This is a genomic window from Streptomyces sp. NPDC006516, from assembly GCF_040611875.1.
Taxonomy (GTDB): domain Bacteria; phylum Actinomycetota; class Actinomycetes; order Streptomycetales; family Streptomycetaceae; genus Streptomyces.
Genome location: NZ_JBEXPD010000004.1, coordinates 376,957 through 401,345 on the forward strand (window position 1 = coordinate 376,957; position 24,389 = coordinate 401,345).

General features: G+C 68.9%; 20 protein-coding genes. 8 read left to right on the top strand and 12 right to left on the bottom strand.

What is annotated here, in order from left to right:
• The 6 genes from ABZY45_RS16075 (at position 1) to ABZY45_RS16100 (ending at position 5,421) form a co-directional block, all read left to right on the top strand.
• Positions 1-2,148 carry a hypothetical protein gene (locus ABZY45_RS16075; protein ID WP_356740300.1) on the top strand — a complete coding sequence of 716 codons (2,148 nt, stop codon included), beginning with the start codon at positions 1-3 and terminating at the stop codon, positions 2,146-2,148.
• A 121-nt stretch (positions 2,149-2,269) separates the two neighbouring features.
• A complete protein-coding gene (locus ABZY45_RS16080; RefSeq protein ID WP_356740302.1) occupies positions 2,270-2,827 on the top strand; it encodes a hypothetical protein in 558 nt (185 codons plus the stop codon).
• A 117-nt stretch (positions 2,828-2,944) separates the two neighbouring features.
• Positions 2,945-3,457, top strand: coding sequence for a hypothetical protein (locus ABZY45_RS16085; protein WP_356740304.1), 513 nt, complete (start codon positions 2,945-2,947; stop codon positions 3,455-3,457).
• A 186-nt stretch (positions 3,458-3,643) separates the two neighbouring features.
• The gene (locus tag ABZY45_RS16090; RefSeq protein ID WP_356740306.1) at positions 3,644-4,141 is read left to right on the top strand and encodes a phospholipase; all 498 of its coding nucleotides are present in this window, start codon (positions 3,644-3,646) and stop codon (positions 4,139-4,141) included.
• Positions 4,142-4,285: 144 nt separating this feature from the next.
• A complete protein-coding gene (locus ABZY45_RS16095) occupies positions 4,286-4,828 on the top strand; it encodes a hypothetical protein (protein WP_356740308.1) in 543 nt (180 codons plus the stop codon).
• A gap of 44 nt (positions 4,829-4,872) precedes the next feature.
• On the top strand, positions 4,873-5,421 hold the full coding sequence (locus ABZY45_RS16100; RefSeq protein WP_356740310.1) for a YcxB family protein: 549 nt from the start codon (positions 4,873-4,875) through the stop codon (positions 5,419-5,421).
• A gap of 114 nt (positions 5,422-5,535) precedes the next feature.
• Here the strand turns inward: ABZY45_RS16100 and ABZY45_RS16105 are convergent, their stop codons facing one another.
• Positions 5,536-6,714 carry a S1 family peptidase gene (locus tag ABZY45_RS16105; protein ID WP_356740312.1) on the bottom strand — a complete coding sequence of 393 codons (1,179 nt, stop codon included), beginning with the start codon at positions 6,712-6,714 and terminating at the stop codon, positions 5,536-5,538.
• Positions 6,715-7,051: 337 nt separating this feature from the next.
• Here ABZY45_RS16105 and ABZY45_RS16110 point away from each other — a divergent pair, with 337 nt between their 5' ends.
• Positions 7,052-7,936: an alpha/beta fold hydrolase gene (locus ABZY45_RS16110; RefSeq protein WP_356740314.1), complete on the top strand. Its 885-nt coding sequence runs from the start codon at positions 7,052-7,054 to the stop codon at positions 7,934-7,936.
• A gap of 116 nt (positions 7,937-8,052) precedes the next feature.
• Here ABZY45_RS16110 and fxsT read toward each other — a convergent pair whose 3' ends face one another.
• The 5 genes from fxsT to ABZY45_RS16135 all read right to left on the bottom strand — a co-directional run bounded on the left by fxsT (position 8,053) and on the right by ABZY45_RS16135 (position 16,987).
• A complete protein-coding gene (gene fxsT / locus ABZY45_RS16115) occupies positions 8,053-11,988 on the bottom strand; it encodes an FxSxx-COOH system tetratricopeptide repeat protein (protein WP_356740316.1) in 3,936 nt (1,311 codons plus the stop codon).
• Positions 11,985-13,298: an FxsC protein gene (gene fsxC, locus ABZY45_RS16120; RefSeq protein WP_356740318.1), complete on the bottom strand. Its 1,314-nt coding sequence runs from the start codon at positions 13,296-13,298 to the stop codon at positions 11,985-11,987. Before fsxC ends, fxsT begins: the two co-directional genes overlap by 4 nt.
• A 156-nt stretch (positions 13,299-13,454) precedes the next feature.
• On the bottom strand, positions 13,455-15,707 hold the full coding sequence (fxsB, locus tag ABZY45_RS16125) for a radical SAM/SPASM protein FxsB, inactivated metallohydrolase extension form (protein WP_356740320.1): 2,253 nt from the start codon (positions 15,705-15,707) through the stop codon (positions 13,455-13,457).
• Positions 15,708-15,737: 30 nt separating this feature from the next.
• The gene (fxsA, locus tag ABZY45_RS16130) at positions 15,738-15,905 is read right to left on the bottom strand and encodes an FxSxx-COOH cyclophane-containing RiPP peptide (protein ID WP_356740322.1); all 168 of its coding nucleotides are present in this window, start codon (positions 15,903-15,905) and stop codon (positions 15,738-15,740) included.
• 443 nt (positions 15,906-16,348) lie between these two features.
• Positions 16,349-16,987, bottom strand: coding sequence for a hypothetical protein (locus ABZY45_RS16135; protein WP_356740324.1), 639 nt, complete (start codon positions 16,985-16,987; stop codon positions 16,349-16,351).
• Positions 16,988-17,384: 397 nt separating this feature from the next.
• Between ABZY45_RS16135 and ABZY45_RS16140 the strand changes: the two genes are divergently transcribed.
• Complete coding sequence (locus tag ABZY45_RS16140; protein ID WP_356740326.1) at positions 17,385-18,284, top strand: DUF4231 domain-containing protein; 900 nt, start codon at positions 17,385-17,387, stop codon at positions 18,282-18,284.
• 12 nt (positions 18,285-18,296) lie between these two features.
• Here the strand turns inward: ABZY45_RS16140 and ABZY45_RS16145 are convergent, their stop codons facing one another.
• From ABZY45_RS16145 to ABZY45_RS16170, 6 genes are all read right to left on the bottom strand, one after another.
• On the bottom strand, positions 18,297-18,770 hold the full coding sequence (locus tag ABZY45_RS16145; RefSeq protein ID WP_356740328.1) for a hypothetical protein: 474 nt from the start codon (positions 18,768-18,770) through the stop codon (positions 18,297-18,299).
• Positions 18,771-18,956: 186 nt separating this feature from the next.
• Positions 18,957-19,859 carry a S1 family peptidase gene (locus tag ABZY45_RS16150; protein WP_356740330.1) on the bottom strand — a complete coding sequence of 301 codons (903 nt, stop codon included), beginning with the start codon at positions 19,857-19,859 and terminating at the stop codon, positions 18,957-18,959.
• Between the two features lie 356 nt (positions 19,860-20,215).
• Entirely contained in the window at positions 20,216-21,022 is an 807-nt protein-coding gene (locus ABZY45_RS16155) for a DUF1684 domain-containing protein (RefSeq protein ID WP_356740332.1), read from the bottom strand.
• Positions 21,023-21,026: 4 nt separating this feature from the next.
• Complete coding sequence (locus ABZY45_RS16160) at positions 21,027-22,307, bottom strand: NtaA/DmoA family FMN-dependent monooxygenase (protein WP_356740451.1); 1,281 nt, start codon at positions 22,305-22,307, stop codon at positions 21,027-21,029.
• 5 nt (positions 22,308-22,312) lie between these two features.
• Entirely contained in the window at positions 22,313-23,389 is a 1,077-nt protein-coding gene (locus ABZY45_RS16165) for an LLM class flavin-dependent oxidoreductase (RefSeq protein WP_356740334.1), read from the bottom strand.
• 14 nt (positions 23,390-23,403) lie between these two features.
• Positions 23,404-24,378 (bottom strand): ABC transporter substrate-binding protein, encoded by a 975-nt coding sequence (locus ABZY45_RS16170; protein WP_356740336.1) that lies wholly within the window; start codon positions 24,376-24,378, stop codon positions 23,404-23,406.
• Positions 24,379-24,389: the final 11 nt, after the last annotated feature.

Sequence of the window (24,389 nt, forward strand, 5' to 3'; positions counted from 1 at the left end):
ATGCCGACGTACGAAGAGATCACGCAGATCAAACTGTCCACGCTCACCACGGCCGCGGACGGCTGGAAGACGATGGCGAGCAAGTTCAAGACGCTGGAAGACCTGTACGAGGACGACGTACAGAGCATCTCCAAGGGCCAGCTCTGGACGGGCGAGAGCGCCTCCATCTCCTCCACGAACTTCTCGGTGACGCGCAACGAGTACGACGCCGCGCAGAAGGAGGCCAAAGCCATGGAGTCGCTCCTGCGCGACGCCCATGGCCAGCTCACCGAGCTGATAGGCCGGGTCACCTCCGCCGTGGCCGAGGCCGAGAAGGCCGGGATGAAGGTCTCGGGCCAGGGCGTCGCGAGCTACGACTTCAGCAAGGTCGACGCGAAGACGAAGTACAGCATCCAGCACGACCCGGATCTCCCGGACGTGGAGCGCTCCTACACGCAGAAGATCGCCGACGCCGTGCAGGCCGTGACGGAGTACGACCACGACATCAAGGTGGCTCTGCTCCAGGCGTCGGGGGCCGACAAGCCGGGCCCCTTCGGCTTCAACGCGAAGCCGGTCGACGACGTCGAAGCCGTCGAGGCGCTCAACCTCACGGAGAAGGTGCGTTCCGGCGACGCTTCCGAGAAGGAGCTCAAGCAGTACCGGGACATCATGAACGCGAACTCCGGGGACAAGCACTTCGGCGAGGCCTATGTGCACGGCCTCGGCGCGAAAGGCACCCTGGAACTCGCCGACAAGATGGAGCTGGCGGCCAACGAGCGAGGCGCCTCGAAAGCGGACCAGAAGCTCTACGACTCCATCAGTACCGGCCTGGCGAACACGGTGGCCTCGGGCACCAAGGACCCGGCGAGCTACGCGTACAAGCCCTTCGTCGAAGGGCTCAAGGACGTCGGCACGGACAACATGGGCGACAACCTGCGGCCGGTGAACGGCTACCAGACCGCGGTCACCCTCATGCAGCACGGCAACGGTTACGGGAAGCAGTTCCTCAACGACGTCGCGAACGACGTCATCGCCGCCGAGAAGGCCAACCCGAACGTCTGGCTGCACCACGTCGACTCCAGCCGCCCCACCCTGGAGAACGACCCGCTGGACGGGCTCCTGGGCATCATGAGCAAGGACCCGGAAGCGGCGACGTACTTCCTCGACCCCGAGGCCGAGGGAAACAAGAACGACCACCTGAAGTACCTGCTGACGGACCGCAAGGAATGGCCCGACGAGTACTTCTCGGGCCCCGGCGCGGTCATGGACATCGAGGACCAGGGAAAGGCCACGGGGCTGGGAGCGGCCATCCAGGCCGCCGCCACCGGGCACGAGCCGGGCGAGAAGCTGGGCGAGGCGGGCCCGCACACCGAGGGCCAGGCGCGCGTCATGCACAACGCCATCCGTTACCTGGACGACGAGATGGGCGGGGACGAATTCCCCGAGGACCTGGAGAACCTGCGCCAGCCGATGGCCAAGGCGATGGCGGACTACGTGGCGGACACGCACATCATCCTGGGCGGCCAGGAGTCGGACTACGGCGGCATCTCCGGCAACGACTCCGTCCACGGGTCCGGCGACAAGGCGCACATCGCCGTGGGCCAGGGAAGCCTCATCCGTGTCATGCGAGGCATCTCGGACGACGCGCCGTCCTATTCGCTGCTGTACGAAGCGGAACGCGCCTACGCGGCCGAAGTACTGGCCGATGCGCCGGAGTTCCAAGGCGACAGCCGGCACGGAGCCAGTTCGGACTGGAACCACCGTAACCAGCAGATCGGCACGGCGATGGGTGCCATCAACGGGATCGGGGCCGATGTCTACCAGGACAAGGAGGACGACAAGGTCGAATGGGCCGAGGACACCGCCGAGTACTCCGCCATCGGTGCCAACGGCCTCATCGGCGAGATCCCCGTGGTCAGCACCGCGGGTGGGGCGTTGATCGATTCGCTGAAGTACGACTGGACCAAGGACGTCGTCGAGGAAGCCGAGCAACAGGGCAAGCAGGATTCCAGCGAGAACTACGGCAAGGGCATGGAGGGGACCAACCGTCTGATCGACGAGTGGGGCACGACAAGGGGGATCACGAATGATGGGCCGTTCAAAGAGGCGAAGGACGATGCAAGTGCTGGTTACGCCATTGGCAGGGACGCCGCAGGGGCACACCTCTGAGGCCCGGTCTCCGTTCCGGACCCGGGGCCGCCTGGCACTCACCGCGGTAGCCCTTCTCTCGCTCGGCGCATCCGCGTGCACGGCGGACAGCACGGCTGCCCCGGAGAAGAAGTTCTGTGACGTGTCCCCTTCCTCCGCCGTGGGGAAGGCAGTGCGTGGTCAACTGCAGGCGGAGGAGATCAAGTCCACCATCTTCGCCGACACTCCGGATCTGGTCGAGGGCATGCACGAACGCCTGGGAGAGGACCTGGGCGAGCCGACACTGCCTCAGGCCACCTGCTCCTTCGCCCCTCGGAACACCGTCGGCTCCAAGACGCTGCGCATCGAGTTCGCCTGGGTCCCACGCGACGCCGGGACGGACGACACGAACCGGCTCCCGGGTCCGCTCAGCCACTACGACGTGAACGGTGCCGCGGCAGAAGCCAACGACATCAGCTCCCACCTCAGGGTCGAGTGCGTGCTGCCAGGAACTGACAGGAAGGCGTCACAGAAGGTCCTCCTCCAGGGCGAAGCCTCCAACACCCTGCTCAAGGGGACCGAAGTCCAGCAGAAGACGATCGACCAGCAGATCACCTTCCTCTACCTCATGACCCGCCGCGCCACCGAAGCCCTCGGCTGCGAGAACGCCCCCCTCACCAAGGACCCCGTGGTCAAGGCGTCACCCACGCCCGCCGCCTAGGGTTCCGTCCGGTTCGGGCCGGCCGTTGAAACCGGCGGGCGTCCGGTCCTTCCCCCAGGTACTGTCTGCTCGTTCGAAACGGGCCCCACGTCAGGGGCCTCGCGCGGGAGGGGTGTCATGAGCGGTACGGGGTCGGTCGACAGCGGGTGGAAGCTGAGCGGCGAGGAGGGCGGGAGGCTCGCGGGCCGGTGGTGGCAGTGGGCCTTGTCCGCCCCGGAGGGCCGCAGCCCGGTCGAGGACACGACGGGTGAACACGCCGACTGGAACCAGCCGGACGATCTCTGGTTCCTGGCCGGCACCTACGGTGGCCGTGTCGTACGGCGCTGCGCGCTCCCCTCGGACCGGCCGGTCTTCTTCCCGGTGCTCAACATGCAGCACACCCGCTCGTATTCGAGGGTGCCACGGTCCATGCCGGTGGCGGAGGCCACCGCATCGCTCAACGGCATCTCGTTGCCGTTGCAGGAGTTCACCGCGCCGTTCAGGACGGGTCTGACGCAGCGCTACGCATGGGGGATCTGGGGCGGCGTGGCGCCGCTGATACCCGGGCAGTACGTACTGGAGATCAAGGCCAGGGCCACGAACGGCTTCTGGGTCGACACCACGTATCACCTGGAGTCCGAGGCCGCCTAGCCACGGGACACCCTGGGGCCCCGGTCCGTCCGGGCCCCAGGTACGCGCAGCGCACGCCCGGCCCGTTGGCATCTACCTGACGAAGCCCTGGTCATGGCAGGTACATGGCGTCATTCTGGAGCGGCCTCGCGCGATCGGCGAGGAGCACGGCCGGCACAACCCCCTTACACCCCACGGAGGTTGCTCATGCGTCGCCGCTTCACCGTCCCGCTCGCCGCAGTCACCCTGTCGCTCCCGCTCGCCCTGATTCCCGCCGCGTCCGCTTCGGCCGTCCCGGCGGACAAGCCGCAGGTCCTCAGCTCCTGGACCCAGACGAGCGCGTCCAGCTACAACGCGTGGAACACGGCCCGCAACAACCAGGGGGCCTGGGCCGCGTACGGCTTCAACTGGACGACGGACTACTGCAGCACCTCGCCCGACAACCCGTTCGGCTTCCCCTTCCAGAAGGCCTGCGCCCGCCACGACTTCGGCTACCGCAACTACAAGGCGGCGGGAACGTTCTCGGCGAACAAGTCGCGCATCGACTCCGCGTTCTACGCGGACCTCAAGCGCGTCTGCGCCGCCTACACCGGCGCCCAGCTGACCGCCTGCAACAGCACGGCCTGGACGTATTACCACGCCGTGGACATCTTCGGCGTCGCACCGGCCAAGGCCGACCCCGCCGGCCTGTCCAGAGCCGCCTGACCCAGGCCCGCACGACCGGTCCGGGCGCCGCCGGCCCTCCCGGCGCGCGGCGCCCGGCCGGAAGTCACGACCGGGTAGGTGGGCCATAGGTCCCTCCCGTTACGATCACGGCCCACCACAGAGCAGTTCAGGGAGAGGCAGGCCGTGACAGAGGGGCTGAGCAGCACCGCCGAGGACGCCGTCGTCGAGCTGCGGTACGAGCTGGGCCGGGCGGACTGGGCCGACGCGATCCGCGCCCGCGGGCGGGCGCGTGGGCCAGGAGGCCGGCTGCGAGGACTGGCCGTGCCGGTACTCCTGGTGTTCGCTGTGTGGCTCCTGTCCGGCGACGCGCTCATGGCGGGATTCGCCCTCCTCGGCTGCGTGCCGGGGCTCGCCCTCAGAACGCGTGCCCTGGCCGCGCGGCACGCCAGGGCGGGCGCCCCGCTCGGGCAGTGGAACGTGACCGTCGCCGATTCCGGCGACGGCGTACGGTTCGGGTGCACGGACATGGAGACCCGCAGGGGCTGGCGGAGTCTCGGCGGGTACGTGGAGACCGCCGCCGGATTCGTCCTGCTGTCACCCGCGCCGTACCTCCTCGTCGTGCACTACCTGCCGAAGCGCGCCGTGGGCAAGGACGCCGTCGACCGGCTGCGCGGCACACTCGGCCGCCACATCCCTGACCGCGGCGGCCGTCCGCCCCGGCACTGACGTTCGATAGGCTCCGCGGGGTTTTCGACGAACGGGGAGAAGTCATGGACGAAGGCCGCAGCACCAGAGGCGTCGACGGCACCGCGGGCGAGGAGCACACCGAAGTCCGGTTGACGTACCGGCCCGAGCAGGCGGACACCCTGGCCGGCCTGCGGGTCCGCGAGCGGATCAAGCGGACCGGTCTGGTGCTGCGCTGGGTGTTCCTCGCCCTGTGGGTGGGGCACTGGCTGTTCAGCACCGTGCGCCACGGAAAAGCCGACGTGGTGTCGACCGTCCTGTTCGTGTTCGTCGTCCTGGCGTTGTGGGGGTACCCGCGCATCCAGGCCGCCCACGTACAGCGGCTCGTCGGCTGGCAGGGCGAGTACCGCGTCACCGTTTCACCGGCCGGTATCACCTGCGCCAACGACCACAGCACCCTGTTCCAGCAGTGGGTCTTCTTCCAGGGCTACCGGGAGACGGCCGGCCACTTCGTCCTGATCAGCCGGGACCCCAACATCATGTGTCTCGACGTCCTCCCCAAGCGGGGCGCCCGCGAGGCCGGGGAACTGGACAGGCTGCGGACCCTCCTCGACGAGCACACGGCGCGGGTCTGACGCTCGGGAGCCCGACGCGGAGGGCCGCTCTCCCCGGGCCCGGGGAGAGCGGCCCTCGCTCACATCACTCGTACGAGCAACGAGCAACGAGCAACGACGATCAGCGCGCAGAGGTCAGCCGATCTCGGCGCCGTATGCCGCCAGCGCCTCCGGCACCGGCTGGAAGAACGTCTCGCCGCCCGAGGAGCAGTCACCGCTGCCGCCCGACGTGAGGCCGATCGCGGTGTCGCCCGAGAAGAGCGAACCGCCGCTGTCGCCCGGCTCGGCGCAGACCGTCGTCTGGATGAGCCCGTTGACGATGTCGCCGTTGCCGTAGTTGACCGTGGCGTCCAGCGCGGTGACCTCCCCGTCGTGGACCTGGGTGGTCGAGCCGCTGCGCGTCACCGACATCCCGACCGTGGCCTCGCCCGCCCGGGTGATCGGCTGGGTGGAGCCGTCGTAGAGGTTCACCTCGCTGGGGTGCGCCGCGTCGGAGGTGTACTTCACGAGACCGTAGTCGTTGTCGGGGAAGCTGGAGCCTTCGTTGGCACCGATCTCCGAGCCGCCCTGCGTGTCGGACCAGCTGGTGATCGACTCGGTGCAGTGGCCGGCGGTCAGGAAGTACGGCTCGCCGTCCTTGACGACGTTGAAGCCCAGCGAGCAGCGTCCCCCGCCGCCCCAGATCGCGTCACCGCCCGCGACCAGGGGCTTGAACTCCCCTGCGGACCTGGTGAGCTCCGCCTGGGACCCGAGCCCTTCGACCACCTTGCTCAGCCTGTCCCAGGCCGCGCCCTCGACCGTACGGTCGGCCGTGACGATCACCTTGTTGCTGACCGGGTCGACCGCCCAGGCGGTGCCGGGAACGGTCGCCTTGTCGGCGAGGGTCTGCCGGGCGTCCGTCAGCTGGGCGAGCGTGTGCTCCACGAGTCTGGCCTTGCCGCCGGCCTGGCGGACCTGCTCGGCCGCCGCCTCGTCGACGACGTTGACGACGAGGTGCTTGGCCCCGGCGTCGTAGTACGCGCCCGCCGTGTCGCCGCCCAGCGCCTTGTCCAGGGTGGCTGCGAGACGTCCGGCCGAGTGGGCGTCGAGGGTCCGCACGGTGAACTGGGGCACGTCTTCACTGGCGTTCGCAGTCTGGAACGTCACTCCTGCTGCTACCAGGGCGAGGACGGCCGATCCGGCCATCGCCACGCGCTTCCTGGACATACGTCGGTGCTTCAACTTCGACCTCCTGTGGGGCCGTGCACGGACATGTGGGGTGCCCTGTACACGGAGGATGGGGCGCCCACTATTCCGACGCGATCGATAGCACACAAGGTCGACTTCAGGACGCACACACGACGGCGACCGTTCGCCCGCGACCCGTTCACAAGCTGCGTGTCGCACCATGCCGGTTCCGTTCGCGAACACCGCGTGCGACGGGGCGCTGCCCGGGGTGAGGACCGGTCCTGTCCTGTGATCACTCGTCCGGTCCGCATGCTGTGCAGAGCGCTCCCGAAGTCGAACACCTGGTGAGCGCCCCCCGAACGTCACCGGACGTCCCCGTCACCACCGGCCGATACCGACAAGGAGTGCCGGTATCACCCGCGATAGGTCATCATCGAACAGGCAGTACTCACCGGGCACTTGGTGACCGAGCGGAGGGGGCGGCGTGCTGAATCGGGTTCGCGTGGCGGACGGACGGCAGCTGACGGTCGTACGTCAGGGGGACCCACGAGGCAGACCGGTGTTCCTCCTCCACGGCATGCCGGGCAGCCGGCTGGGCCCTGCCCCCCGCGGGATGGTCCTCTACCAGCGCAACATGCAGTTGATCTCCTACGACCGGCCGGGTTACGGCGGCTCGGACCGGCTGCCGGGACGCCGCGTGATGAACGTCGCCGAGGACGTACGGACCATCGCGGACTCGCTCGGACTGGAGCGCTTCGCCGTGGTCGGCCGCTCCGGCGGCGCCCCGCACGCCCTGGCCTGCGCGGCACTGATGCCCGAGCGTGTCACCCGTGCCGCCGCTTTGGTGAGCCTGGCTCCCCGGGATGCCGAGGGCCTCGACTGGTTCGAGGGGATGGCCGCCTCGAACGTGCTCGCCTACTCCAGGGCCGCCGCGGACCCGGACGGGCTGGCGGAGTCCTTCATCAGCCGCTCGGCCGCGATCCGGCAGAACCCGGTCCAGCTCCTGGACGACCTGCGCCGGGAACTGACCGACTCCGACCGGAGCGTGGTCAACGACGCCGGCATCCGCACCATGCTTCTCGACAACTTCCGCGAGGGGTTGCGCACCTCGGCGTACGGCTGGATCGACGACGCGATCGCGTTCTCCACGCCATGGGGGTTCGACCCCGCCGACATCAGGTGCCCGGTGATGCTGTGGCACGGCGTGCAGGACGTGTTCTCCCCTGTCGGGCACTCCCGCTGGCTGGCCGAACAGATCCCGGGCGCCACGGCCGTACTGGAACCGACGGCGGCACATTTCGCCGCCTTGTCCGTGCTTCCCGGCATACTCAACTGGCTGCTCGACGAACGGGAAGCGGCGGTCTGCTGAGGCCGGGACTCCGGATCGCCAGCACGCAGGGGGCTCCGGGTCGCTGAGCGCGACCGGAGCTGCGGCCCTCCCGGCGACGAGGACTCCGGGAAGGCCGGCCCGGAGCCCTCGTCTCCTCACACGGACATCGGTTCCAGCTCCCTCCAGAACCTCCGCTCGTCCCGCGCTATCCGGGTCAGCGGATGCTCGTCACCGAGCTGCCGGGCGAGCTCGTCGCCGGTCTCCGCCCGCAGCCGCAGGGCCTCGTCCTTGCGTCCCATCACGTCGAGCGTGACCGCGAGGTTGGACGTCATGGCCAGCGTCTCCGGATGGTGCGCGCCGAGCACCTCCCTGAGCTGGCCGGCGACCCGCCGCTCCGTCTCCAGAACCAGTTCGAGATCGCCGCGCTCAGCCGTCGCATTCGCCAGGTTCATGACGCAGAACAGCGTGTTCGGGTGCTCGCGCCCGAACACTTCGCGCATAGAGGCGACCACCCGTGTCAGGAGATTCTCCGCCTCCTCCGCGACGTCTGCCCCCGAGAGGTAGACACCCAGGTTGTTCTGTGCGGCCAGAGTGTACGGATGCCTTTCCCCCGGCACCTTCATGTACTGGTCCACCACCTCCTGCGCGGTGTCCCTGGCCTCCGTCGCTTCCCCTGCCGCGAACAGGTCTGCCGCCAGGTTGAGGTCGCAAGCGAGCGATTCCGGGTTGGCCGAGGTGTACTTGGCCCGGTACCTGGCCCGGGTGGCCACGGTCAGCCTCCGCGCGTCCTCCAGCTGTCCCGCTCTGCGCAGCGACACCGCCAGGCTCTTGGCGGCGCTGAGCGTGGTCGGATAGGTCCGTCCGAGGGTCGCCTTGAGGCTGTCGTACGTGCGGCTGAGCAACCCGACGGAGTCCTCGTACCGCCCGACCTCGCGAAGGTCACGAGCCAGGTTGAGTGCGGAGGAGAGGCTGTGCGGGTGTTCCTGACCCAGCACCTCCGACCGCAGGTCGTAGCAGTCCTGGTCGATCTCCCGGGCCTTGGCGTACTGCCCGATGCTCCGCAGGTTCAGGGCGAGGTTGTTGGCCGCGGCGAGCGTCCGGGCGTGCCTCTCGTGGAAGATCTGGTTGAAGCCGTCATGGGCTTCCGTGGCCAGTTCGATCGCTCGCCCGTAATCACCGAGCAGACCCAGATCGATGGCCAGGCTGCTGGTGGTCATGTACGTGTGCGGATGCTCCGGCCCGAGTACCTCGCGTTGCAGCCTCAGGGTGAACTCGTCGAGTTCCTTGGCCTCCACGTACCGGCCGCGAGTGCGGAGGATGTTGGAGAGGTGGAAGCAGAGGTAGAGGTACTGGATGTCCCGCTCCCCCAGCATGTCGAGCCAGACCTCACGCAGTTCCTCTCCCAGAGTCGCCGCCGTCCTGACGTCGCCACGCTTCCAGAGATAGCGCACGCGGTCGATCAGCAGCCTGCGGGTTTCGTGGTCCCTGCAGTTGCGTGCGTCGGACGGGCCGAGGTGTGGCCAGATCGCGGCGAAGCGGGGCCAGGTCTCAGGGTTGTCGATCGGCTCGGTGTCGTCGGGCCGGGCGCCGGCGAGGATGCGGTGGACGACGTGCCTGGCCTCGGCCTGCTCCTCCTCGCTGAGCTGAGCCCTGATGACGGCCTGCACCAGGCGGTGCACCTGGATGGAGTTCGAGACCTGGTCGACCTTGGCCAAGGCGAAGCGGCCGATCTCCCGGATGACACGGCCCAGGACCAGCTTCTCCTGGAGTGAGGAGTCGTACGGCTTCAGGGCTTCGATCATTTCCTTGCTGTAGAGGAGATTCGCGGAGATCGGTTCGGGCGCGAAGAACGCGCAGAGTTGCAGCAGGCGCACCGCTGCGGGCGAGCGCTCCTTGAGGCGTTCGATGGAGATGTTCCACGTGGCGGCGACGGGCCGCGGATATCCGGCCGGCTGGTTCAGGGCCAGCACCTCCGGCGCCTGCTGGGCCAACTGCTCGAGATAGGTGTCGATGGGAGTGGCCGTTTCCGCGATCCATGCCGCCGCCTGCTCCACCGCGAGCGGCAGGTCGCCGACGGCGGTCGCCACCTGGGCGGCGTCCTCCGCGCTGAGACCAGGAGCACGCCGCTGCAGGTGCTCGATCGACTCCTCCCGCAGGAAGACGTCGACAGGCAGCGCGTCTCCGTGCTGGGACCACGCCTGGTTCCGGGAGGTGACAAGGATGTGACCGGAACCGCCTTGCGGGAAGTAACGCCGAAGTCGCTCCGGGTCGTCAGCGTTGTCGAAGACGAGGAGCCAGCGATCCGACGGCACCCCACGCCTCAGCAGGTCGACAGCCTCCTGCGAGGCCGCAGCCATGTCGTCGCCGCCCTGGGCGCCGAGCCGCACGGCCAGTTCCGCCAGCCCGGCGATGACGTCGTCGGTCTGCTCGGACGATATCCACCACACCAGGTCGTAGTCGGCCATGAACCGGTGGACGTACTCCAGGGCCACCTGGGTCTTTCCCACTCCCCCGAGGCCGTACAGGGTCTGCGGCTGCGGCAGCACGACGGCCATTCCTCCGCCGAGCTGGTCGCGCATCCGCTCCAGGACCAGGGAACGACCGGTGAAGCCGGGGTTGCGAGGCGGTGCGTTCCAGATCCGGGGCACAGTGCCGGGGAAGCGGGGCCCTGGGGACACACCGTCGCCGAGCTGTACCGGACGATCCAGAGCGCGCATCAGAGCGGTGGTGGCATGCACCTCGTCGAGCCGGAACAGGTCGACCGGGTTGCGGTCGATGTACGGCGCGGAGAGCCGGACATCGCTGATCCTGAGCGGCAGCAGTTGCCGTCGCCCACCACCGGGGTCTTCGGACACCGCACGCTCCCAGAGGTCCACGGCCCGCTGGGACTTGAGGTAGGCGCTGGAGAGGAGGACGACCGTCCGGGCCGCCGTCTCCGTCGGTGCGTGCGAGGCGTCCAGGGTGCCCGGGTCGGCGGAGACGTCGCGTGGGACCACGCGGAACCCCGCCCGTGTCAGGACCGATTCGATCCAGTCGGCCCACATGCGGTTCTCCGCCACATAGCTGAGGAAGAGATCGGCGGGGAGCGCGGGCCTGCGCCGGGTGAACGCGTCACGGATACGCAGCCGCGCCTCTTCACCTACCGGAGGCATCGCAGTGACCTCCTGCTGGGTGACCACCGCGGTGAGACGCTCGAAGGCCGAAAGGAGCGAGTTGCTGAGTCCCGCCTCGTCCCCGAAGGTGGCGAGTGTCTCCTCGTACGCGTAGTAGGGACGGTAGGGGATCTCCACCGCACCCCAGTAGGCCGTGAGTTCGTCGCCGGAAAGGTCTCGCGGCAGCCGGTCGAACTTGAGGCGGGCCAGCGCACGCCCTGCGTCCGCCTTCTCCTTCTCCCCTTCGTCGATCCGCATCGGGACCGGGAAGATCGAGATGGGCCGTCCTGTGTAGCGCTCGGCGATCTGCCGGGCGACGGAGGCCGCCCCGTCGATGGACTGGTCGCTGAGGGTGAAGCAGTCGACGAGCACGTCCGGGAGGTGGACGGTGCAGATGTCGGCGATGTCGCTGAGGCCCGTACGGCTGTCGATGAGGATGTAGTCGTAGTTGGCCTTCATGTCGTCCCGCAGGGCATCGAAGAAGTGCCCTCCCCCGAGACGGTCGTAGAAGTTGTCCCAGTCGAAGGTGGAGACGGTGGCGGAGTACTCACGGTTCTGGCGCCCGGCGGAGACGAAGTCGAGGGTGCCGCCCCGCGGGAACTCCCAGCCCAGCGTCTCCGGGGTGAGCGAGACCGCGTGCGGCTGGATACGGGCGTAGTCCCGGTGCCAGTCGTCGGCCCTCTGGGCGGGGTTGGTGGCGGCCCACGCGAATTCGGTGATCAGGTCGATCACGCCGGTGGTGGCCCCGAGCGTCGAGGGGTCGAGGAACGGGTGGAAGAACCGGTGGAGCCCTGGTGCCTCGAGGTCCCAGTCGACGGCCAGGACCCTCTTGCCGTTGGCTGCCAGGATCCAGGCGGTGTTGGCCAGGGCCATGGTGCGCCCTGTGCCGCCCTTGTACGAGTAGAAGGTGACGATGCGCCCGTCACGACCGGCTGTCATACGTCCTCCGAATCCGTCGCAGGGTCGTGCATGTCGGGTATGAACTGTGTGTTGCCCATGGGCCCCATCAGTCGCGTCCGTTCACTGTGCCGTCCACCGGCCGGTGGATAGACGGTGGCATGCCTCAGGTACTGCTGGGCTGCCACCTCGACCACTTGGGGCAGGACCTGACCGAACGCCTCCATGCTGGGTACCCCCTTGGCCGCGACACGGCAGAAGGCCCGCCCCTGTCGCATCTTGACCGGCATCGTCTGCTCGAGCATCTCGGTCAGTTCCGCTTCGGCCGCCCTGCTCTGGTGGTCGTCCCTGCACCACGGCACGACCATGGTCACCCAGGGCCGGTTCTCCGCGTCGAAAGCCGCAAGCCTGCGCCTGAGATCCTCGTCCTGCAGAGCCCAGCGGTCGACAAGGAGGATCTCGGGAGTGCTGGGTGCTTGCTTTCCCTCACGTTGACCGGGCTCCTCGTCGAACGACGTGATGACAGCCTGGTAGTTGAGCGAGCGAACCAGTTCTTCGGCCACGTAGGCCAGAGGTCTGGCGGAGGCCGGATGGTAGGGGTTCCATTCCTGTGGATTGTCGCCGTAGTACTCGGGGTTCCGGCCTTCCGGCAGGTCGTGACGCGTGGGCGCGGCAATGGAGATCCGCATGGGCCTCGGTGCGCCGGCGCCGCTGCCTGGTGCGCCGAACGCGCTGGGGACGAGGCGGAAGTCGAGAGGCCTGCCTGAGCCGATCCGTACGGTATCCGCCACGTGGACGATGCGTTTGGCCAGGTGATAGACAGCCTGTTCGTAGTCTTGGGCGAACAGGGTGAGTTTGATCAGTCCGTAGAGGCCGTCACTGACATAACGGTCTCCGAAGTCCCGGTGGTTGAACTGTAACCGTTCTGCTGGGCCCGGGAGTTGACTCGGTGGCACAGGGACCCAGAGAGCGGGCACGATCGCCTCGGCAGGCTGATTCGACCGGGCTCTGTGATGGATGGCGCGCTGTTCGAAGGCGTACCACTCCTTGCCGCACATCTCGCTCGCGAAGTAGCGGGGCGAGAACAAGGGCACGAAGACCCGGCAGCTCGCGAGCACGCTGCCCAGCCGCTCGGACCAGCCCTCGCCCGAGCGTATTTCGCGGTCCATGAAGCCGGCCGGCGATCCCGCGGGGAGATTGGTCATGGCCATCACATGACCGCAGAGATCTTGGAAAAGCCGTTCGACCCACATGTCCGGGTCCGATCCACCGCCGTACCCCGGTGTATGCGCGTAACTCAGAAAGAAGTACGGCCGATGGTCCGCCGCTCGCTGCTGCGTCGATGCGTGCACACGACCCCCGTCCTGTGTGGCACTCGCATCGAGAGAGTGGAAAGGAAGGATGCGAGCGAATTCATCTTTACGGAACGGACCGCACTCCGCCCCCCTGCGGTTCGGTCATTCACCGTTGCTTTTCAGTCATCCACCTACACATACAGCAACCCCTGTTCATGATCGAGAAAGATCTTGCGTCTTTTCTTCCCCAGATGTTCCATGTGTGCTTCCGGCAAGCTCTTTCCGGAGTCCGGCTACGACCCTGGTTCCGTCGATGGTCAATTCCGGAGCCGTTTCGATCATGTCGAGCGCTTGCCTGACTCCGTCGAGAAGCCGTGGCTCGAACAGTCCGGTCCCCACCCGTTCGAAAGTTTCCGAGAGCAGCCTCGAGAACGGCACGGATTCACGACTCCAGGGAGCCCTGTGTTCCCATTCCCCATCCGCGGCGTAAAGATCCGTGACACCGACGAGCGCCCGGAACTTTGTACGTCTGAATCCGCGCAGCAGTGCGAGAGCGAGCTCGTCGTCGCCTTCATGGACGCCCAGCCCCAGGGCGCCGTAGCCGTGCGCTCCGGCGCAGGTCGTACCTGCGGCAAGAGGGGTCAGGGTCACCAGAGCCCGCGCCGCCTCGGTCGCCTGATCAGGGACCTTCCGCCGCAGCGACTCCCACGCCGAATCCAGGTGCGTACCCCATGCTCCGGCCTCGCGCGCGGTGAGCCGCGGCGTCGCCGGGGCGTCGAAGCAGTCGCGATACGGGTCCAGATCGTCGAGCACGAATCCGGGTCCACCCTCCCCGCCGACCCGGCGCAGCGGACTCCAGCCGCCCCCTTCCGTCGTGGTGTCGGCGACGTCGACCGCTCTCCCCGGACCGTCCCTACGGACCTGGAAGCCCTCTCCGACGGCGCGCACCAGGGCTCGCCCGTGCTCTCCGGGCTCACCGATCCGCACTTCACCCAGAGTCGGGAGGAAGAGCCTTCCGTCTTCGAACCGCATGGGGACCGTGAGCTCGAGTCGCGCACGGACAGCCGCTGCGGCCACGGACGCGGCGAGCCGATCGAGAGCCCGGCCGCCCGGCGCGTCCTGCGCGTCGAGAAGCCAGGCGCGAGCGTAAGGATGACCGAGTACCTCGTCCAGGGCGATGGCGCCCCGCTCCGTCCCTTCGATCTCGGTGGCCAGGTCCCATGCCTCGTGCCAGTGGGCGTGTCCGCGCGCGCCCGGCCCGGCGTGCAGTGCGGCCAGGAGAGTGCGGTTCACTTCCTGTTCGGCTTCCACGAGCGCGACCGGTTCGGTCACCGCGGAGGAGCCGATGGAAGCGGCGGCCCGCTCCTCGACGGCGCGCACCAGCGTCGAGAGATCGGTGCAGTACACAGACGGATTGTCGAACCCACTGGAGGAGCGGTAGCGATGCGTGTAGAGGCCTCCGCCGCACGAGCGCACGACGGGACACGCCCGGCATGTCTCACTGACGCCGGCCAGACCCAGCTGCCGTGCACGCACTCCGGGGTGAGCGGCGACGTCATCGAAGGAGTGCGAGAACACGTCGAAACCGGTGGCCGCGGCCCCCTCGTATGCGCTCTTGAGGGAGTCGACCTGCTCCAGTTGCCCGTCCGTCTCGATGACGACCAGATCCGTAGGGGCCAGCCCGAGGGACTCGGTGAGACTCGGACCGCCGCTCAGGGTGGACAGAACCGAGGAGAAGAGGCGTACCGGCAGCGTCTGCCCCTGCTCCGTCCAGCGGTCGAAGACCGCGAGGAGCCAGTCGGCATACGCGGTGGGCGATCCGTCGGGACGCGACGGGGGCTCGTCCCATGTGGCGTGCGGCAGGAGGAAATCCACCTGCGGGGGATCGAGTTCGGCGAGGGCGTCGAACACCTCGACAGGATCGTTGCGGACATCGATGGTGCACAGCAACCCGAGGTCCAAGTGACGGTAGCGGTCCTCGCGCAGCAGCTGCACGGCCCTGAGGACCAAGGGGTGACTGGACCGGCCGTTGGCGAAGAGGCGGTGCCGGTCGTTCGCCGTACGGTCGCCGTCAAGGGAGATACCGACCTTGACGTCGAACTCGTCGAAGAGGTCGAGGTAGCGGGGGCTGAGCTGGACGCCGTTCGTATGGATCCTGAGGTCCAGCTCAGCGATACCGTCCAACGCCGAGGTCAGCTCCTCGCAGACACGGCGCAGTCGCGCCGGGCCGGCCAGGAGCGGCTCGCCTCCATGCAGGATCACTGACATCGAATCGAGTGCATGCTCCGAGGCATGCTCGGCCAATCGTCGAGCTGTCCATGAAATGGCCTCGTCAGAGATGGACTTAGGGCGGGTGCGCCAGCTCTGATCTGCGTGTTCATAGATATAGCAATGGTCGCAGGCAAGGTCGCATCTGCTGTGCACCTTGAGCACGACCTCGCGAAAAGGGACCAGGGGTCCTGTCATCCCCCCAGTCTAGCCACCTCGGCACTCAACTCAGAGTGCCGAACTGAAGGTCGAAGTCTGCATGGAACGACCCGTGGAGGTACCGAATACCCGCCCGATCTTCCTGGAGGCATCGGCGCCACGGGCGTCGATCTTGGCGAGCGGCACACGGCTCTTCTTCGCGATAGCGAAGGAGGGGGAGGTTTCGTAGGTCTTCACGGCCGTCCTTGAGGGATTGTTTCCGGACACTGGATCACAGCCGGCGCCTGCATATTCACAGTGCCCGGCGGCATGACTTTACTCTGCCCTCAGCCCCTCGCAAACGCGACGTGAGAGGAAATCCTGTGTTTACGCCGAATTGTGGAGCCGGAAATCATGGCGCCCTTTGGACCGCCCGGGTGACGGGGTATCAGCAGCGTGGAAGCCGTCGGCCACCCTGCTCCATGGGCCCACCGGGTCCGGCTCGTGGTTCTGGTCGCGAACGAGTCGGCCCACCCTCACACATCCCCTGCCGCCCCACCACCCGTGGAACCACCTGAACGGCAGCGGCCGGCGGCAGCCGCGGCAAGGAGGGAAGCGAGCCTCGGGCGCATGGATTTCACTCGTTCGGCGCTCGTAAGGATCGCCCAGCAGACCGGCGCACCTCACAGCCCACGACCGCGTCAGTCCGGCGGAGCATGCGTGTTCGCCCTCGCTCCTCTCATGCAGTCGCCGATACGCTCGTGACTGTCGCCCACGACGTCGGTCACTCGGATGCGCACATGGAGCGCCTCGACACGTTCGACGAACTCCTTGGAAAAGGCCCCCACCAGCACCGTTTCGTAGCTGCTGGTACCCACGAGGGGAAAGCCCGGCCCGAGCTCGGCAAGCTGGAAGTCCTCCGCGACCACCAGTCCCGACCTGGTCAGTTCGTCCACCGCCACACTGATGTCGGTCCATCGGGTACCGGTGCGACCGTCTCCACCGGCCAGGACGACCTGGCAGTCGTAGGACTCCACAGTCGCGATGTGCTGGCCGCCGTTCAGTATGCCCACGGTCCACGCCTGGGTGTCCCCACGGAGACTGCCTCTGGCCCATGAGCCCCGCCGGCCCAGGTAGGGCCGCACGGTACGGGCGTACTGGGCCCGTGCGAGGACGGCGCCGACCGCGACGGCCAGCAGACTGCCGAGCACTTGCATGTCGAGCAGTTGCAGACGCCAGGGCCAGTGCGCCCGCGCCTCCGCCGTGATGTTGCCGCGGATCGACTCCCGGACAAGGACAAGTATCAGCACCCCCAGCATCACCAGAGGCGCTGTGAACAACAACGGGCTCCGGCGGACCCTGCGCTGGGCGCGAGGGAACGGAGCGCCGTCTCCAGGACTCGCGCCGACCATGCTCTCTTCCCCTCGCCCGCAGGGTGCGCCGTCGCCCTGGCGCGACAACTCCCTTGTAAGAACACGGTGTTGCGGGGAACCCTTTCACGGCAACATCCGATCGCACGAGAGTGCCTTTTCGGGCAGGAGGGTCCCACTTCCAGGGAGGCGCCATTGCCGTACACAGTGACGCGACCTACTCTCAGGGCCCCGGCGGGCCTCTACGCGCCTTCTCATGCCCCGCGCGGCACACTCGGGGGCGACTCACCGACGGCCGGGCCCTATGACGGACCACAACTGCAGACGGGGGAGAAACATGACGGCGATTCCAGGACCTCTGCAGAGCATGGTCTTCAGGAGCGCTGATCTGCCCGCACTCTTCCACCACACGGACGCCGTCGCCGTCGCACGTCAGCGTGAGGCGGTCAACACCACCCGTGGCCAGCTCGCCCTGCTCGTCCTGGGCACCGTACCCGCCGCCCTGCCGTGGCACATCACCGTCGGGGCCGACGTACAACTCCTCGATGGCATCGCGGTGTTGGCGTATCTCGGTGTCCTGATCACGACCTACCTGGCCACCCGGCGCAAAGCAAAGTCGCATTGGCAACTCAACCGCTCCGCAGCGGAGTTCATCAAGTCCAACTGCTGGCGCTACGCCGTGCACGGTTCCCCCTTCGACACCGGCACCCAGCACCCGGAGGCGGTGTTCGCCAGCCGACTGGAGGAAGGGCTCCAGGAGTTACGGAAGGTGGGGTGGGAGGACCCCAGGGAGGACATGGCGGACTCGGGCGGCGGTCTCATCACCGCGTCCATGCGTGAGCTGCGGGACAAGGCCTTCACCGTACGCAAGGAGACGTACATCCGGGACCGGCTGATCGAGCAGCGGCGCTGGTACCGCAGGCGCAGGCTGGTGTCGCGGCGTGGGGCGCTCGTGTGGTCGAGCACCATCGCCGCACTGACGCTCCCCGCGCTCGTCCTCGCCGTGCTGCAGACCTTCGGCAGCGCGGGTTCGTTCGGGCTGACGGGCACGCTGTCCGCCGCCGCCGCCGCGTGCCTCGCCTGGAACGAGATGCGCCGTCACCATCCCCTGGTGACCGCCCACTCGCTGGTCGAGGACGACCTGGAGAACATGCAGGCCGCGATGGAGACGACCCTGACCGAGCGTCAGTGGTCCGCGGCCGTCTTCGAGACCGAGCGGATCGTCTCACCGGAGCACACGGACTGGCTGGTCAGGCACCGGATGTGAGCGCCCTGGGGCTCAGCGCTCCACTCCGTCGAGCCAGATGACGGTGACCGGCCGTCCGACGCTGCGGGCGTAGGTCACGATGTCGCCCGTGCCGCCGAGTCCCCGTGCGGGTCGGCCGTCCCACACCGCGATCAGCCGGTCGCAGTGGTCGGCGATGTAGGTGCCCGCCGCGTAGTACGCCTCGTCGGTGGAGTGCGGGAAGTCCAGCAGGACCTCTCGGGCCGCGCGGGCCTTGAGCTTCCGGTAGCGGACGAGCTCCCTCTCGTCGAAGCCCGCCTCGTAGTCACCGCTGGGGATGACCACCGTCAGCTCGGCTCCGTGGGCCAGCGCGAGGTCGGCGAAGAGCTGGTCGGCGCCGACCGCCAGACTGGAGAGCGCCTCCAGAGAGCCTTCGTGGCCGCACAGAGCCGCCTGCAGCCCTTCCAGCACATGGGCCTGTGCTTCATGGGGGATGGAACGGTGACCGGTCACTCCGATGCGTTTCACGGACCTGGGACCCCCTGGTGTCGACGGGGGTCCCGGAGGGCGCCCCTCCGGACCGGCGCAGCGTCCGCCCCCCGTGATTCCTCTGCGACCGACCGTCCTGACATTCTCTCAAGAGCTGTGGTCCGAACGGGAGCCCCCGCCGGGGATCGGCGGGGGCTCACGGGAGTGCGGCGGTGTCCGTCCGGGTCAGAACACGCTGACGCCGTACGCGCTCAGTGCTTCGGTGACCGGCTGGAAGAAGGTCGTCCCGCCGGTGGTGCAGTTGCCGCTGCCGCCCGAGGTGAGGCCGATCGCCCGGGTGCCGGAGTAGAGCGGGCCGCCGGAGTCGCCGGGCTCGGCGCACACGTTGGTGCGGATCATGCCGTAGACGATGTCCCCGCCGCCGTAGTTGACGGTGGCGTTGAGGCCGGTGACGGAGCCGCTGTGGGTGCCCGTGGTGGAGCCCCTGCGGGTGACGGACATGCCGACGGTGGCGTCGGCCGCGCTGGTGATGTCCTGGCTGCCGACGGTGCCGGACTTGGCGACGGAGGTGTTGGTGTAGCGGACGATGCCGTAGTCGTTGGTCGGGAAGCTGGAACCCGTGGTGGTGCCGAGCACCGTGCTGTGGGCCGAGTTGGACCACCAGGTGCCGGCTCCGTCGGTGCAGTGACCGGCGGTCAGGAAGTAGTAGGTGCTGCCGCTGCGGACGTTGAAGCCGAGGGAGCAGCGCCAGCTGGAGGCGTAGATCGCGTCGCCGCCGGAGATGAGCTTGCTGAACTTCCCGGAGGTCCGCTCGATGCGCAGAGCGCCCGCGTCGGCCCCCGCGGACTGCTTGATCTCGTCGATCTCGGCCTGGGAGACGGTGCTGTCCACCGTGACCACGAGCCGCCCGCTCGCGGGGTCGACGTTCCAGGCGGTGCCGGCGACGTCGGCCTCGAGCACGGCCGCTCCCGCCGCGGTGAGCTGGTCCGCGCTGAACGTTCGGGCCTGATCGGCGTTGGCCGCGGGGACGGCGAGGGCCGCGACGGCCACGAGTCCTGCGGTGACAGCTGTGACACGGCTACGTCTCGCCGAGCCACCGTTGCGGGGGTTGGTGCGCTTGATCCTCACTTTTCGTTCCTCCCGAGGGGAATCGGGGGCCCGCCTGTGGGGTGGCCGGACCCGTGAGGCGCGGTCGGGGACACGCCGCTCACCGGAAGGTGCTCCCATTCCGGATGCGTCGTGGGGTCCTGACGAGCGCTGCTCGGGAGTATTCGGGCCGTCAACCGGCCGCACAAGGGCGCATTTCGGCCGGGTGGGCACGGCTCGGGGCGCCGCCCCGACAGCCCTGATGCTGGTGGGGCTGCCGGGGCCGGCGCCGCGTGCCCGGGTTCCGGTGGGGCGGTGGCCGGATCGCCGCCTGCCGGACGGCGGGCGGGGCGGGTCACCGTGGCGGGCAGGGCGGCGCGTGTCCGGGGCGGGGCGGGTCAGCCGTCGATCCGGTTCCGCTCCCCCGCCGGGACGGCCACCGTCAGGGTGTTCCCGGGGGGCGGGAAGGGGCAGATGAAGTGATCGGCGAACGCGCACGGGGGCAGCAGCGCCCGGTTGAAGTCGACCCGGACCCTGCCCTCGGCGTCGGGCGCCTCGGGCCGCAGGAAGCGGAAGCGGTAGCTGCTGTCCCCGCTGGTGGCGTCGGCGAAGACGGCCCAGAGCGAGCCGTCGGGCTCGACCGCCACCTGGAGCGTGTGCTCGGCTCCGTCCACGGTGAAGGCGATCTCGCCGGCGAGTCCCAGGCCGCGCTCGCGGCCGTCGGCGTTGGCGACACGGATGTTCCGGTCGCTCTCGTACGGCCGGAAGGTCCCCTCCAGCGTCCAGCGCGGGTCGTACGGGGTGGCGTCGATGGTCCTGAAGGCGTTCCGGGCCGGGGACCGGGGGTCGAAGTCCCGTACCGCCCACAGGCCTTCGCGGCTCAACACGACCAGTCGGCGCTCCCCCCGGGCCACCCGGGACGTGTCGACGGGACCCCGGTCGGCGCCGAGGCGGACCTCGCCGTCCAGCGGCTTCGCGTCGACGGTCAGCCCGTCCTCGGGGCCGGCGGTGAGCACCACCTCCCCGCCCTCCTCGCGCCACAGCCCCGGCACGGCCGGAATTCGACCCTCCGGGTGGTCGGCGAGCCAGTGGGTGCCGGTGAGGGAGAGCGGGCCGTGCGGCGCGGCCACGGCGACGATGCGTCCCTCGTGCCAGCGCTGCCAGGCGTGGAACTCCTCGCTGTCCTGCTGTGCGTCCGTGCTCATGCGGTCAACCTTTCCATACCGGCTCGGCCAGGCCGAGGTGCGACCTCAGCGTGGAACCGGCGTATTCGGAGCGGAAGGCTCCGTGCTCCTGAAGGAGCGGGACGACCCGGTCGACGAAGTCGTCGAGGCCGCCCGGGGTGAGATGCGGTACGAGGATGAAGCCGTCGGCGGCCTCCGTGTCGACGAACATCTCCAGTTCGGCCGCGACCGTCTCCGGCGAGCCGATGAAGGACTGCCGGGCCGTGGACTCGATGGCCGTCTGGCGGATGGACAGCCCCTTGGCCTCCGCGAGCGCCCGCCACTTCGCGGCCACGGCGAGCGGGTCGGCGACCCGCACCCGGCCCTGGACCAGGTCCGAGCCGGGATCCGGGTCGACGTCGGGCAGCGGCCCGTCGGGGTCGCAGGAGGAGAGGTCGCGGCCCCAGACCTGTTCGAGAGCGAGGATGGCGTTCTGCGGGGAGACCTGTTGCCGGCGGATCTCGGCGGCCTTCTCCTGGGCCTCCGCGTCCGTGTCACCGACGACGACCGTGACCCCGGGCATGATCTTCAGGTCTCCGGGCTGTCTGCCGTACTTCTCCAGGCGTGCCTTGACGTCGGCGTAGAAGGTGCGGCCCGCTTCCAGGGTGCCGTGCCGGGTGAAGATGACGTCGGCGGCCGACGCGGCGAATTCCCTGCCCTCGTCGGAGTCCCCGGCCTGGATGACGACGGGGTGCCCCTGGGGCGAGCGGGGGACGCTGAACTCTCCCGAGATCTCGAAGTGCCGCCCGGAGTGCGCGAAGGGCCGCGATTCGCCGTCCGGCGTCCAGGAGTCCCACAGCTCACGGGCGGTGGCGACGAATTCCGCGGCCCGGGTGTACCGGTCGGCCCTGTCGAGATAGCCGCCGCGGCGGAAGTTCTCGCCGGTGAAGGCGTCCGATGAGGTCACCACGTTCCAAGCGGCCCGGCCCGCGCTGAGGTGGTCGAGCGTGGCGAGACGGCGGGCGAGTTCGTAGGGCTCGTTGAAGGTGGCGTTGACCGTGGCGGCGAGCCCGAGCCGGTCGGTGACGGCGGCGAGCGCGTTGAGGAGGGTGAGGGACTCGGGGCGGCCCACCACGTCCAGGTCGTGGATGCGGCCGTTGTGCTCACGCAGCCGCAGTCCTTCCGCGAGGAAGAAGAAGTCGAACTTCCCGCGCTCGGCGGTCCTGGCCAGGTGCTCGAAGGAGGTGAAGTCGATCTGGCTCCGCGAGCGGGGATCGGTCCACACGGTGGTGCTGTTGACGCCCGGGAAGTGGGCGGCGAGGTGCATCTGTTTCATGACTGGGCCCCTGAGGTGTCTGCGAGCGCGTAGCGGTTGGCCGGCCGGCCGAGGCCGAGGTGCTCGCGGAGCGTGCCGCCCGGGTAGAAGGTCCGGAACAGGCTGCGGTGCTGGAGCAGGGCCACGGTGCCGTTGACGATCCGTTCGAGGTCGCGCTCCGGTGTGATGGGGGTGAGGTGGAAGCCGTCCACGGCCCCTCCCCGGTGCCATTGGATGACGAGTTCGGCGAGGTCCACGGGCCCGCCCCGGAAGTAGGTCCCCCGTCCGGCGAGCTGCGGGCCGCTCTCCAGCCCTGGTTCCGGGGCGGTCTCGGCGTCACCGAGGTCGACGGTCAGGGCGACCAGGACCCGCAGGCTGTCGGGGTCCCGGCCGTGGGCGGCGGCGCGGCGGCGCAGCTCGTCGGCGAGCGAGGCCGCCTGCTCGGGGGACGTGGCCCGCACGTGGACGACGTCAGCGTGCCGGGCGGCCGGCTCGCGGGCGGGACCGCTCGTGCCGTCGATGACGGTGACGGGCCGGCCCTGCGGGGGCCGGGGCACGATGGCCGGGCCCCGGACGGAGAAGGTGCTGCCCTCGAAGTCGACGTAGTGCAGTTTGTCGCGGTCGATGAAGCGGCCGGTGGCGGCGTCCCTGATCTCCGCGTCGTCCTCCCAGCTGTCCCACAGCCGTGCTCCGGCGTCGGCTGCCTCCCCCGCTTCCCGCCACAGCGCGGTGGCGGGTGCGGCCGGGCGCCGGCCGAACAGCCGGGCCTCGGCCTCGGTGCTCGACACGTCGGCCTGCCAGCCGGCCCGGCCCTTGCTGACCCAGTCGAGGGTGGCGACGGCGGAGGAGACGTGGAAGGGCTCGGTGTGGGTGGTGGTGACCGTCGGCACGAGGCCGATCCGGGTGGTGGCCGGGGCGACCCGGGCCAGTACGGCGAGCGCGTCGGGGCCCGGGCGCGCGAAGGAGTCGTTCAGGGTGACGTAGTCGAGCGCCCCTCCTTCGGCGAGGCGGGCCAGAGCGACGTGGGAGCCGGCGTCGTAGCGCGGCGGGCCGCCGATCTCGGCGGCGAGGTGGAGGGGCCTGGTGGAGGACATGCGGACCTCTCGGGTCAGTTCTCGGTCTTGGGGAGGCCGGGCGGGTTGATCTCGGACTTCTCGACGGCCTCGTTGGTCAGACCCCAGCGCTTCAGCACCTCGGCGTACGAGCCGTCCTGGATGATGTGGTCGATCGCGGCGCCGTACGCCTCGACCAGGCCGCTGTCCTTCTTGGTGGTGGCGGCGATCTTGCCCTGGACACCGTCACCGCCGCCGGAGAGCGTGCCGACGATCTCGGACTGCCCGGCCGACGCGACGTGGTAGTTGACGGAGGGGCTCGGGCCCAGGTAGGCGTCGATGCGGCCCGACTGGAGGGCCAGGTAGTAGTCGGTGTCCTTCTGGAAGTACTTGATCTCCACCGGTTCGCGTCCGGCCTTGACGTTCTCCTCGCTCCAGTCGACGAGGATCTTCTCCTGGTTGGTGCCGGAGGCGACGGACACCGTCTTTCCCGCGACGTCCGCAGGGCCCTTCACCTTCCAGCCGGAGCCCTTCTTCGCCTCGAAGGCGATGTTGTCGAGCCGGTAGGTCGCGAAGTCGTACTTCTCCTTGCGCTCCTCGGTCACCGTGACGTTGGACAGGACCCCGTCGAACTTCGAGCTGTCCAGGCCGACGAAGAGGTTCTCCCAGGAGACCTCCTCGAACTCGGGCTTCAGACCGAGGGTGTCCGCGATGAGGGTCGCGAGGTCGATCTCGCTGCCGATGCGGGTCTTGTCGTCGGTCGCGTAGAAGCCGAGTGGCGGTGAGGCGTCGGCGCTCGCACCGAACCGGAGGGTGCCGCGTTCGCGGATCGCGGCAGGCACCTCGGCGGCGATCTCCTCCACCTTCTCGCCCCTGATCCTCTTCTGGTCGGGGCCGATGTTGATCCCGGTGTCCTTCCGGCCCTCGGGTCGGATCACGTCCTCGGTGGCGCCGCTGGTGCCGCACGCGGTGAGCAGCCCTGCGGCGGTGAGGGTGACGAGGGCGGCGGTGAGGGTGCGGTGGACGGGCACGTGACTGCTCC